The sequence below is a fragment of the Isoptericola sp. NPDC056134 genome, assembly GCF_042264825.1.
Classification (GTDB): domain Bacteria; phylum Actinomycetota; class Actinomycetes; order Actinomycetales; family Cellulomonadaceae; genus Isoptericola; species Isoptericola nanjingensis.
Genome location: NZ_JBHJVM010000007.1, coordinates 11,969 through 23,135, shown reverse-complemented (window position 1 = coordinate 23,135; position 11,167 = coordinate 11,969). Strand labels below are relative to the sequence as shown.

General features: G+C 75.3%; 10 protein-coding genes. 8 read left to right on the top strand and 2 right to left on the bottom strand.

The genetic code is table 11. The annotated features are described in order from the left end of the window. Positions 1–167: 167 nt before the first annotated feature. Genes ACFCZN_RS08795 through ACFCZN_RS08785 form a run of 3 tightly spaced genes read left to right on the top strand, consistent with a single transcriptional unit; the run spans position 168 to position 3,711 of the window. Complete coding sequence (locus ACFCZN_RS08795) at positions 168–1,202, top strand: NAD-dependent epimerase/dehydratase family protein (protein ID WP_430556520.1); 1,035 nt, start codon at positions 168–170, stop codon at positions 1,200–1,202. Further along, positions 1,199–2,515, top strand: coding sequence for a methyltransferase domain-containing protein (locus ACFCZN_RS08790; protein WP_430556519.1), 1,317 nt, complete (start codon positions 1,199–1,201; stop codon positions 2,513–2,515). Before ACFCZN_RS08795 ends, ACFCZN_RS08790 begins: the two co-directional genes overlap by 4 nt. Then, entirely contained in the window at positions 2,512–3,711 is a 1,200-nt protein-coding gene (locus tag ACFCZN_RS08785; RefSeq protein WP_430556518.1) for a methyltransferase domain-containing protein, read from the top strand. Before ACFCZN_RS08790 ends, ACFCZN_RS08785 begins: the two co-directional genes overlap by 4 nt. Here the strand turns inward: ACFCZN_RS08785 and ACFCZN_RS08780 are convergent. Together ACFCZN_RS08780 and ACFCZN_RS08775 are read right to left on the bottom strand one after the other, a co-directional pair. Next, the gene (locus ACFCZN_RS08780) at positions 3,683–5,164 is read right to left on the bottom strand and encodes a DUF222 domain-containing protein (RefSeq protein ID WP_430556517.1); all 1,482 of its coding nucleotides are present in this window, start codon (positions 5,162–5,164) and stop codon (positions 3,683–3,685) included. The two genes, ACFCZN_RS08785 and ACFCZN_RS08780, sit on opposite strands and share 29 nt — an antisense overlap. A 171-nt stretch (positions 5,165–5,335) precedes the next feature. After that, the gene (locus ACFCZN_RS08775) at positions 5,336–5,914 is read right to left on the bottom strand and encodes a dTDP-4-dehydrorhamnose 3,5-epimerase family protein (protein WP_430556516.1); all 579 of its coding nucleotides are present in this window, start codon (positions 5,912–5,914) and stop codon (positions 5,336–5,338) included. A gap of 181 nt (positions 5,915–6,095) precedes the next feature. Between ACFCZN_RS08775 and ACFCZN_RS08770 the strand changes: the two genes are divergently transcribed. Genes ACFCZN_RS08770 through ACFCZN_RS08750 form a run of 5 tightly spaced genes read left to right on the top strand, consistent with a single transcriptional unit; the run spans position 6,096 to position 11,124 of the window. After that, positions 6,096–7,526: a glutamate-1-semialdehyde 2,1-aminomutase gene (locus ACFCZN_RS08770; RefSeq protein ID WP_429764476.1), complete on the top strand. Its 1,431-nt coding sequence runs from the start codon at positions 6,096–6,098 to the stop codon at positions 7,524–7,526. Continuing rightward, positions 7,523–8,374: a sugar phosphate nucleotidyltransferase gene (locus tag ACFCZN_RS08765; RefSeq protein WP_430556515.1), complete on the top strand. Its 852-nt coding sequence runs from the start codon at positions 7,523–7,525 to the stop codon at positions 8,372–8,374. The genes ACFCZN_RS08770 and ACFCZN_RS08765 overlap by 4 nt, the downstream gene beginning before the upstream one ends. Next, on the top strand, positions 8,361–9,596 hold the full coding sequence (locus ACFCZN_RS08760; RefSeq protein WP_430556514.1) for a polysaccharide pyruvyl transferase family protein: 1,236 nt from the start codon (positions 8,361–8,363) through the stop codon (positions 9,594–9,596). Before ACFCZN_RS08765 ends, ACFCZN_RS08760 begins: the two co-directional genes overlap by 14 nt. Continuing rightward, positions 9,593–10,243 carry a PIG-L deacetylase family protein gene (locus tag ACFCZN_RS08755; RefSeq protein WP_430556513.1) on the top strand — a complete coding sequence of 217 codons (651 nt, stop codon included), beginning with the start codon at positions 9,593–9,595 and terminating at the stop codon, positions 10,241–10,243. The genes ACFCZN_RS08760 and ACFCZN_RS08755 overlap by 4 nt, the downstream gene beginning before the upstream one ends. Then, complete coding sequence (locus ACFCZN_RS08750; RefSeq protein ID WP_429764480.1) at positions 10,240–11,124, top strand: glycosyltransferase family 2 protein; 885 nt, start codon at positions 10,240–10,242, stop codon at positions 11,122–11,124. The genes ACFCZN_RS08755 and ACFCZN_RS08750 overlap by 4 nt, the downstream gene beginning before the upstream one ends. Positions 11,125–11,167: the final 43 nt, after the last annotated feature.

The following is an 11,167-nucleotide window of genomic DNA, read 5'->3' as shown; positions in this document are numbered from 1 at the left end:
GCGCGGAACGTCCCGGGGGCGGAATCACCCGGGTGACGAGGCTTTTCACCCCGGGCAACCCTCACGGTGGGAGGAGGTCGCTGGTTAGCGTCGAGGCGGCGGTGAAGCCACCGGCTCGCGGGACTCCCTGCCCGCGGGACCGGCCGGACGACGACGGGGGACGGACCATGCGAGTGCTCGTCGATGGTGACCGCGGATACGTGGGTGCGGTGCTGGTGCCGTTCCTGCAGGCGGCGGGCCACGAGGTGGTCGGCCTCGACGCCGGCTGGTACGACGGCTGCGACTTCGGCCCTCCGGTGACGGGGTACGAGCAGCGCACCGGCGACGTCCGGGACGCGCGGCCCGAGGACCTCGCCGGCTTCGACGCGGTGGTGCACCTGGCGGCCATCTCCAACGACCCGCTCGGGCACCTCAACCCGCAGGCCACGTTCTCCGTCAACACGGACGGCGCCGTGCGGATGGCGCGGGCGGCCAAGGCGGCCGGGGTGGCGCGGTTCCTGTTCTCGTCGTCGTGCTCCCTGTACGGGGCGGCGGGCGACGAGCCCGTCGACGAGGGCGCCGAGTTCCACCCCGTCACCCCGTACGGGGAGTCGAAGATCCAGGCCGAGCGCGGTCTCTCCGCGCTCGCCGACGACGACTTCTCGCCCACGTTCCTGCGCAACGCGACCGCGTACGGCTCGTCACCGCGGCTGCGGGCCGACATCGTGGTCAACAACCTCACCGGCACCGCGTACACGCGCGGCGAGGTGCGGCTGCAGTCGGACGGCTCGCCGTGGCGGCCCCTCGTGCACGTCGAGGACATCGCGCGGGCGTTCCTCGCCGGGCTCGAGGCTCCCCGCGAGGTGGTGCACGACCGGGCGTTCAACGTGGGCCGCGACGAGGACGTCGTCCAGATCCGCACCGTCGCCGAGCAGGTCAGCGAGGTCACCGGCGCCCCCGTGACCTTTGCCGCGGGGGCGGGAGCCGACACCCGCAACTACCGGGTCGACTTCACGCGCATCCGCACCGAGCTCCCGGCCGCCGCGCCCCGCTGGACGGTGCGCGACGGGATCCGGCAGATCTGGCAGGACGTCCACCGGTTCGGCCTCACCGCCGCCGACTTCGAGGGCCCGCGCTTCGTGCGCCTGCACCGCGTGAGCGAGCTCGCCGCCAGCGGCGCTCTCGACCTGGAGAACCTGCGCACCACGGCGGTGCCGGCATGACCGCCGTGTCGGCGGCGCGGCACGCCGCCGGCGCGCCCGAGGGGTCCGCGGTGCCCGCGCCGTCGTGCCGGCTGTGCGGCGCACCCCTGACCCGTACCTTCGTGGACCTCGGGATGTCGCCGCCGTGCGAGACCTACCCCACCGCCGAGCAGGTCGACGGCCCGGAGGTCTTCTACCCGCTGCACGTGCGGGTGTGCGAGCAGTGCCTGCTGGTGCAGCTGCCCGCCTACGTGCCGGCGGAGGACATCTTCGACGACTACGCCTACTTCTCGTCCTACTCCGCGTCGTGGGTGGAGCACGCGCGGCGGTACGTCGACGACGCGGTGGACAGGCTCGGGCTCGCCCCCGAGCGGTCGTTCGTCGTCGAGGTCGCGAGCAACGACGGCTACCTGCTGCAGCACGTCGTCGACCGGGGGATCCGCTGCCTCGGCGTCGAGCCGTCGGGCAACGTGGCCGCGGCCGCGGTCGAGCGGGGCGTGCCCACGGTGGTGGAGTTCCTGGGCGAGGAGACGGGCCGGCGCGTGCGCGCCGAGCACGGCCCTGCCGACCTCGTCGTGGCCAACAACGTCTTCGCGCACGTGCCGGACATCGTCGACTTCTCGCGCGGGCTGCGGCAGCTCGTCGCCGACGACGGGCGGGTGTCGATCGAGATCCCGCACCTGCTGCGCCTCGTCGAGGGCAACGAGTACGACACGATCTACCACGAGCACTACAGCTACCTGTCGCTGCTCACGACGCAGCGGGTGCTGGCCGCCGCCGGGCTCACCGTGGTGGACGTGGACGAGCTGCCCAGCCACGGCGGCTCGCTGCGCACGTGGTCCGTGCCGACGCCCGACGGCGCACCAGCCGGCGGTGGGCCCGCGCCGTCCGCCGCCGTGGCGCGCGTGCTCGCCGCAGAGGCCGCCGCCGGCCTGCACACCGTGGAAGGTCACGCCGGCTTCGCCGAGCAGGTCGCCGCCGTGCGCGACGACGTGCTGCGCTTCCTGCTCACCGCCCGCCGCGAGGGCAGGCGCGTGGTGGCGTACGGGGCGCCCGGCAAGGGGAACACGCTGCTCAACCACTGCGGCGTACGCCCCGACCTGATCGAGTTCGCCGTCGACCGCAACCCGTACAAGCACGGCCGGTTCACGCCGGGCATGCACCTCCCCATCCACGCGCCCGAGGCGCTCGACGCGGCCCGGCCCGACTACGTCGTCGTCATGCCGTGGAACCTGCGGCGGGAGATCTCGGCCCAGCTCGCGCACGTCGCCGACTGGGGAGGCCGGCTGGTGACGTTCCTGCCGCGCCTCGAGGTCTTCGAGCCGGGCACGTGAGCGCCGTCGTGCCGGGCTGGCGCTGCCGGTGGTGCCAGTCGGACCGCGCCACCGTGGTGCTCGACCTGGGCTCCCAGCCTGCCGCCGACCTGTTCCCCGAGCCGGAGGCACCCGCTCCTGACCCCGTGCACCCGTTGCGCATGGTGATGTGCGACCGGTGCCGACTGGCCCAGCTCGAGGAGGACCCGACAGGTCCCGAGGAGCCGCTCGGAGTGGAGCCTGCCGCACTCGTCGCGCAGGCGCGGGCGGGAGTGGCCGACCTCGTCGGGGGCGGGCTGCTGGGCCCCGGCACGTGGGTGGGGGAGATGCGCTCCCCGCACGGGGGCTCCTGGCTGGCGCGGGTGCAGGAGATCGTGCCGGACGCCGTGCTGCTCGACGGCCCCGGCACGGTGCCCGGGCTCGCCGCGGACCTCGTCGTCGACTCGCTCGGGATCATGCACGAGGCGGACCAGCGCGCGGCCTGGGACCTGCGGCTCGACTCCCTCGCCCCCGACGGCGTCCTCGCGCTGCACGTGCACCCGCTGTCCGTGATCCTGCGCGACGGCACCTGGAACGCGCTGCGGCACGGGCACTTCGCGTACTACTCGCTCACGGTGCTCGTGGAGATGGCGCGCAGCACTGGGCTCGTCCCGGTCGGGCTGTGGCGCTATCCGCTGTACGGCGGGACGCGGCTGCTCGCGCTGGCGCGGGAGGGCTCGCAGCCCGCCGGTCGGCACGCCCGCGCCGCGGGCGACCTCGTCGCCACCGAGCTGGCGGCCGAGGCCGCGGCGGGGATCACGGAGCCGGCGGCCGTGGCGGCGCTCCAACGGCAGGTGGCCGCGTCGGCCGCGGCCCTCCGCGACTGGCTCGACGCGAGCGAGGGGAAGGTGGTCGCCTACGGCGCCGCGTCGCGCGCGGTCGCGTTGTTCGCGCTCGCCGGCGTCACCGCGGACGACGTCCTCGCCGTGGTGGACGCGTCGCCCGCGAAGCGGGGCAGGTCCATGCCGGGCGGCCCCGGGCCGCGGGTGCCCGTGCTCGGGCCCGACATCCTTGCCGAGATCCGCCCCGACAAGGTGCTGCTGCTCGTGCCCGACCTCCTCGACGAGGTGCGGTTCGCGCACCCCGAGGTGGAGGCGCTCGGGGGTCGCTGGGTGATCGCCGAGCCCGAGCCCGTCGAGGTCGAGCCGCTCAGCCGGGACCGCGGCGGTCAGCGATGAGCGGGACGCCCGGCGCCTGAGCCGCCGAGCGACCGTGGCGGTCGGTGAAGTGCCACGTGCCGCCGTCGCGACGCATGGTGATGCCGAGCGCGTCGACGCGGTCGTGATGGTGCCAGCACAGCAGGGCGGAGTTGTCGACGGACGTGCTGCCGCCGTCCGCCCAGTGGGCCACGGCGTGGTGGACCTCGCAGCGTGCAGGTGGCTCGTCGCAGCCGGGCCAGGTGCACCGCCGGTCCCGGGCGACGACGGCGCGTCGCAGCTGGCCGGTGACGGTGCGCCGGGCACGCCCGACGTCGAGCACCTGCGACTCCGGGCCGAGGACCACCCGTGTCACCTCGCTGTCGCACACGATGCGGCGGAGGAGGGACGGGGGCAGCGGGCCGCGGCCGTCCACGAACTCGGCGGGGTCGACTCCCAGCGACTCGGCCCATCCCGCGACGGGAGGGCCGAGCTCGGTGGCGCGACCGTGACCGGCAGCGAGCAGGCGACGGAGTTCGGTCAGGGAGATGGTGACGGTCAGGTGCGGGCGCACGGCGGAGCCCGACCCCACGGTCCCGGAGTCGAGGGCGACGCGTGCGAGGTCGGCGAGCGCCTGGGCGCGTCGCTGCGCGGGCGTGCGGGTCTCCCCGGCGGCGGGCCGGCCGGCGACGGCGTCGAGGGCGGCGCGCAGCGCCTGGCCGTGCTCCTCGGTGAGGAACCCGGCGAGGTGGTAGCCGTCCCACGTGGGCGACAGGTCGACGAACTCTTTCTCGCGGGCGTGCGCGTAGCCCTGCTCGTCCGACTCCGGGTCCGTCACGTACGCGAACCGCTTGACGAGCCGGCGGAACTGCGCGGGCGTGTACCAGGAGCCGGTGGCGAGCAGGTGCTCCTCGCCGGTCGGCGCGGCGAGGCCGGCGTCCGGCGCTTCCGGGTTCTCGTCGTCCGTCGTCCCGCTGTCCGTCGTGCGGTTCATCTCGCTCGCGGTCGGCGCGGGAGCGAGGAGCGCGTCTCGGCGGGCCTCGGAGGTCGGGGCGACGTCGACGATGGCGCGCAGGTGGTCGGCGCCGAGCCGGCCGGCGAGCGCGGCGGCACCGGTCGCCGGGAGGACGTCGCGCAGGGCGTGGGCCGTGCGGACGTCGCGGCGCGCGGTGGGCAGCCCGACGTTCTCGGCACGGGCGAGCCAGTGCGCGAAGGTGCGCGACCCGTCGAGCGACCACCGGCCGTCCGCCTCCAGCGCGGGCAGCACCCGCCACCGCGCGGCGTCCACCCGGGAGCCGACTCTCCGGAGCCGGGCCGACGCCTGCTCGAGGACGTCCCGGCCGACGTCGTGCAGGCCGATCTCCTCGACGGCCCCCGCGAGCGCGGCGACCCCGCCCTCGAGGGCGGCCAGGGCGTCGAGCAGCCGTGACACCGTGCCGGTCGCCGGGTCCGGGCCGGTGGGCGGCACGGGTGCAGGGGCAGTGGTGGCGGGCATCGTCCCTCCTCGGTCGGCGCGCCATGACACGAAGGACGCTATCGAACGCATGTTCGATCGATCAGGGAGTCGACGAGATCTGTGGAGAAGCAGCTCGTCCCCAGGGGGAACGGCAGGCTCGACGCGGCGCGACGCCGTCGGCCGCCCTGGGACGACCTCGTCGGCGTCGGGCTACAGCACGTCCGCGCCGGGCCCCGACGCCGCCCCGCCGAGCTGCTGGACGAGCGCCACCCACGGCCCCGCGGCGGCGTCGCGGTCGCTGACGAGCGAGACGGGCAGCGGCCACCGCACCCCGAGGTCGGGGTCGAGGTGGTGCACCGCGACGTCCTCGGACGGGTCGTGCTCCGCGTCGATGCGGTAGCAGACGTCCGCGGTGTCGGTGAGCGTCTGGTGTCCGTGCAGGCAGCCGCGCGGCACGTACAGGACGTGGAAGTCGACGTCGTCGAGCCGGAACGCCTCCCAGCGCCCGAACGTCGGGGAGCCCGGGCGGGCGTCGACGACGACGTCGTGCACGGCACCGTGCGCCACCCGCACCAGCTTGGCCTCGCCGCCGCCCACCCGACCGTGCAGCCCCCGCACGACGCCGCGCCGCGAGCGGGACTGGCTGTCCTGCACGAACGCCGCCGGGTCGAGGCCCGCGTGCGCCGCGGTGGCGGTGTCGAACGTGCGCGTGAACAGCCCGCGCTCGTCCCGGTGCGGGGTGGGGGCGAGGATCAGCACGCCGTCGAGGGTCGTGGGCAGCACCTGCATGCTCCACACGGTACGGAGAGGGTCCGGGGAGCGGTCGGGTGAAGTCGGTGCGGGCGCCGGATGAAAAGCCCTGCGGGCCCTTCATCCGTGCCGTGCCGCGCCGCAGACTGGCGGCGGGACCGGCCCCCTGCCGGCCCCACCAGACTTCACGACCCACCTCCCGACCGCACCCGGGGGCACCATGACGCAGCTGACGCAGCACGCGACGCATCCCGACCCGTCGCAGCCCGCGGACCCCGCCCGGTCCTTCGACCGGTCGACGGCCGCGCAGGCCCGGCTGCACCGTCTCGTGCCCGGGGGCGCGCACACGTACGCGCGCGGCGCGGACCAGTACCCGGAGCGCATGGCCCCTGTGCTGGCGCGGGGCGCGGGCGCCCACGTGTGGGACGTGGACGGCAACGAGTACGTCGAGTACGGGATGGGCCTGCGCAGCGTCACGCTCGGCCACGGCTTCCGGCCCGTGGTGGACGCCGTGACGTCGGCGATCGCGGACGGCGTGAGCTTCTCCCGGCCCAGCCGGTGGGAGCTGGAGGCGGCCGAGGCGTTCTGCGCGCAGGTGCCGGGCGCCGACATGGTGAAGTTCGCGAAGAACGGCTCCGACGTCACCACCGCGGCGGTGCGGCTGGCCCGCGCCGCGACAGGCCGCGACCTGGTCGCCGTCTGCGCCGACCACCCGTTCTTCTCCACCGACGACTGGTTCATCGGCACCACGCCGATGGACGCCGGGATCCCGCGGGCGATCGGCGACCTCACGGTCCGGTTCCCGTACGGCGACCTGGCCGCCGTCCAGGAGCTGCTCGCCCGGCACGAGGGCCGTGTCGCCGCCCTCGTGCTCGAGGCCGCGACCGCGCACGCGAGCCCCCCGCCCGGCTACCTCGAGGGGCTGCGCGCCCTGTGCGACAGCACGGGGACGGTGCTCGTGTTCGACGAGATCATCACCGGGATGCGGTGGTCCGCCGGAGGCGCCCAGACCGTGTACGGCGTCGTGCCGGACCTGTCGACGTGGGGCAAGGCGCTGGGCAACGGGTTCGCCGTCTCGGCGCTCGCGGGCCGGCGCGAGCTCATGGAGCTCGGCGGCCTGGCGACGGACGCACGGCGGGTCTTCCTGCTCTCGACGACGCACGGCGCGGAGACGGCCGGGCTCGCGGCGTGGCTGGCGGTGCACCGCGAGTACGCCGCGCGCGACGTGCCCGGCGCGATGGCCGCCCAGGGTGAGCGGCTGCGTGCCGGGGTGCAGCAGGTGGTCGACTCCGCCGGTCTGACGGGCTCGGTGACGGTGTCCGGGCACCCGGCGTGCCTGGTCTTCGGCACCCGCGACCACGACGGCGCGCCCTCGCAGGCGTACCGCACCCTGTTCCTCGCCGAGCTGCTGCGCCGCGGCGTGCTGGCGCAGTCGTTCGTGATCTCCGCCGCGCACACCGACGCGGACGTCGACCGGACGGTCGAGGCCGTCGCCGGGGCGCTGCCCGTCTACGCCGCCGCTCTGGACGCGGGCGGCACCGACGGCTTCCTCGTCGGCCGGCCCGTCGCCCCCGCGCTGCGGGAGCGGGCCGCGCCGCGCCGTGTCCGTCACACGCCCGACGACGGGCAGGCCCTGGGAGGGACGTCATGAAGGTCGTGCTGTTCTGCGGCGGGCTGGGGATGCGGATGCGGTCCGGCCCCGACTCGCTGCCCAAGCCGATGATGCCGATCGGGTCGCGGCCCGTCCTGTGGCACATCATGAAGTACTACGCGCACTACGGGCACACGGAGTTCGTGCTCGCGCTGGGGCACGGCGCGAACGCCGTGAAGGACTACTTCCTCCACTACTCCGAGACGCACTCCAACGACTTCGTCCTCACCAAGGGCGGCGAGCACGTCGAGCTGCTCAGCAGCGACATCAGCGAGTGGCGCATCACGTTCGTCGACACGGGGATCGACACGGCGATCGGCGAGCGGCTGCGGCGCGTGCGCCGGTTCCTCGACGACGACGAGGTGTTCCTCGCCAACTACGGCGACGTGCTCACGGACGCGCCGATGGACCGGATCGTCGACGACTTCCTCGCCACGGACGCCGTCGGGTCGCTCATGGCGGTGGCCCCGCAGGACTCGTTCCACGTGGTGCGCTACGACCCCGACGGCACGATGCGCGACCTGGAGCCCGTGGCCGACATGAGCATGTGCATCAACGGCGGGTACTTCGTGCTGCGGCAGGGCATCTTCGACTACCTGGGCGAGGGCGAGGACCTCGTCATGGACGCCTGCGTGCGCGCCGCTCGCGCCGGCCGGTTCCGCGTGCACCCGCACACCGGGTTCTGGGCGCCGATGGACACGCTCAAGGAGCGGTCCGCGCTGGAGGAGATGAACCGCGTGGGCGACCGGCCGTGGGCGGTGTGGGACAGCGGCGCGCGCCCCGTGCCGCGGCGCGTGCCCGAGGTCGAGGTCGGCGAGGTCGTGGGTCCGGCTCGTGCCGGCGCGTGAGGTCCCGGTGCACGAGGTCCCGGTGGGCGAGGTGAAGGTGCACGTCGGGCTGCTGGGCGAGTTCGGGGTCCACAACTTCGGGAACGAGGCCTCGCTCGCCGCGATGCTGGGCGTGCTGCGGGCCGACGACCGGGTGGTCCCGGTGGTGGTGGCCGACCGGTGCGAGGCGGTGACGGCGGAGCACGGCGTGGCGGCCGTGCCCCTGCACCATCCCGGTGCCCGCCGCGGGGGAGCGGGCGGCCTGCTCGGCAAGCTGGCCGACGCGCGGCGCGCGTGGCGCACGGTCGGCGACCTGGACGCCGTGGTCGTGCCCGGCACCGGGATCTTCGAGGGGCTGGCGATCGCCCCCGGGGGGATCCCGCTCACCCTCTTCTGGTACGCGTTCGCCGCCCGCCTCCGAGGGCGGCCCTTCCTCGCCCTGTCGGTCGGGGTCGACGCCGCCTTCCACCCCGTGACGGCGCGACTGTTCCGCTGGACGCTCTCCGCCGCGACCCTCGTGACGGTGCGCGACGACGGGTCGGCGCGCGCCGCGCGCCGGCTCGGGGTGCGACGCCCCCTCGACGTGGTGCCCGATCTCGTCCTCGGGCTCCCGGCGCCCGCCGCCCCTCGCCGTGAGCGGCCGCGGGTCGTCGTGGGAGTCATCGACTACCGGGGCCTCGGGACGGCGGAGGGGGAGGCGGACCGCGCCGCCTACGTCGCGCGGATGGTGCGGGTCGTCCAGCGGGTGGCGGCGTCCGGCGCCGACGTCGTCGTGCTCGGCGGCGCGCTGCCGGACGCGCCGACCGCCCGCGAGGTCGCGGCCCGTGCGGCGTCGGCCGGCCCAGGCCGGGTCGAGGCCGTGGAGGCGGGGTCGTTGGCCGACGTGGCGCGGGAGACGGCCGGGTCACGGGTCGTCGCGGCGGCCCGGTACCACCATCTGGTGACGGCGCTGCGGCTGGGGGTCCCGGCCGTCTCGCTCGGCTACGGCGCGAAGCAGGGACGGCTGCTCGAGCAGTTCGGCCAGGGGGAGCAGGTGCACACGGTCGACGGCTTCGACCCGGACGAGGTGGCGGACCAGGTGCTCGCCCTGCTGCGGGAGCCCGCGCAAGACACGCGGCCGGTGCTCGCGGACGCGGCCCGACGGCTGGCGGCTCAGGAGGAGCGGCTCCGCGACGTCCTCGCCTCGACGGTCCCCGGGGCCGCCGCCAGCAGCTCGCACGAGAGGTCGGGGGCCGCCCGATGATCGGCCTCGCGCTCCCCGACGGCCCGCTGCGGGTGGTGTGCCTCGCCGCGCACCCGGACGACGTCGAGATCGCCTGCGGCGGCACGCTGCTGGCGCTCGCGGCGCGGGGTGGTGTCGAGGCGGCGTACCTCACGCTCACCGGCGACCCGTCCCGCCAGGACGAGGCGCGCACCGCCGCGGAGGCCTTCCTCCCCGGCGCGACGAGCGTGTTCGGCGGGCTTCCGGACGGGCGCCTGCCGGACCGGTGGGGAGAGGCGCGGGCCGCCCTGCACGAGCACGCCGAGCGGGTCCCGGCACCGGACCTGGTGCTGGCGCCGCGGCCCGACGACGCGCACCAGGACCACCGGCTGGTGGGGACGATGGCTCCGACGGTCTGGCGGGACGCCGTCGTGCTGCACTACGAGATCCCCAAGTGGGACGGCGACATGGGGCGCCCGTCGACCTACGTGCCGGTCCCCGACGCGCTGGCGCGGCGCAAGGTCGAGCTGCTCGACGCCTGCTACGCCTCCCAGAAGGCTCATGACTGGTGGGACCACGAGGTGTTCCTCGGGCTCCTGCGCCTGCGCGGGATGGAGTGCCGCAGCCGCTACGCCGAGGCGTACACCGTGACCAAGAGCGTGCTGTCGCTCGGCCGGGGGACACCGTGACGCGGGGCGCGCCGGCCCCCGTGCTGTCCTTCGGGCTGCCGGTGTACAACGGCGAGCGGTTCCTGGAGGGAGCCCTCCGGTCCCTGCTCGCGCAGGACCTGGAGGACCTCGAGGTCGTCGTCTCCGACAACGGCTCGACCGACGGCACCCAGGAGATCTGCCGTGCCGTCGCCGCGGCGGACCCCCGCGTGCGGTACCTCCGCGCGGAGGCGAACCGCGGTGGGACGTGGAACTACCGGCGCGTCCTCGAACGGTCCTCGGCCCCCCTGTTCAGCTGGGCGGCCGTGGACGATCTCTGGCTCCCCACGTTCGCCTCCTCGTGCGTGCGTGCCCTCGACGAGCGCCCCGACGCCGTGCTCGCGATGACGCGGGCCCGGCTGGTCGACGGCGACGGCACGGTCACCGACGGCCTCGGGGATGCGGACCTCGGGTTGGACGCCGACGCCGCGCACGAGCGGCTGCGCCGCCTGTTCCGGTCGCAGGCGTCGCACGTCATGTACGGCGTGATCCGGCGCTCGGCGCTGGCCCGCGCGCGCCCGCTGCGCCCGATGGTGGGCGACGACATCGTGCTGCTGACCGAGCTGCTCTGCCAGGGACCGGCCGTCGTCGTGGACGACCGGGCGTTCCTGCAGCGGCGGGTGCCCGAGCAGCTCTCGCTGCAGGGCCAGGAGCAGGTGAAGTGGCACGCGCCGTCCGCGCGGGTCCGCTTCGCCTTCCCGCAGACGCGGCTCAACCTCGAGCTGTACCGGGCCGTCGCGACGACGGGCCTCCCGCTCCGGGAGAAGGCGCGGTGCTGGTCGCGGATCGTGCCGGGCTGGGTGCTGCCGAGGTGGCGGGGGATGGCCCGCGACGTCGCGACCGCTGCCGGGTTCGCGGGCTGAGCGGGCGGCGTCGTGGTGCGGGAGAGGTCGCACAGGCGGAGAC

What these genes read in the sequence shown, in the direction of transcription:
- ACFCZN_RS08795 (WP_430556520.1), top strand. Translation starts at nt 168, where the DNA reads ATGCGAGTGCTCGTCGATGGTGACCGCGGATACGTGGGTGCGGTGCTG.
- ACFCZN_RS08790 (WP_430556519.1), top strand. Translation starts at nt 1,199, where the DNA reads ATGACCGCCGTGTCGGCGGCGCGGCACGCCGCCGGCGCGCCCGAGGGG.
- ACFCZN_RS08780 (WP_430556517.1), bottom strand. Translation starts at nt 5,164, where the DNA reads ATGCCCGCCACCACTGCCCCTGCACCCGTGCCGCCCACCGGCCCGGAC.
- ACFCZN_RS08775 (WP_430556516.1), bottom strand. Translation starts at nt 5,914, where the DNA reads ATGCAGGTGCTGCCCACGACCCTCGACGGCGTGCTGATCCTCGCCCCC.
- ACFCZN_RS08770 (WP_429764476.1), top strand. Translation starts at nt 6,096, where the DNA reads ATGACGCAGCTGACGCAGCACGCGACGCATCCCGACCCGTCGCAGCCC.
- ACFCZN_RS08765 (WP_430556515.1), top strand. Translation starts at nt 7,523, where the DNA reads ATGAAGGTCGTGCTGTTCTGCGGCGGGCTGGGGATGCGGATGCGGTCC.
- ACFCZN_RS08755 (WP_430556513.1), top strand. Translation starts at nt 9,593, where the DNA reads ATGATCGGCCTCGCGCTCCCCGACGGCCCGCTGCGGGTGGTGTGCCTC.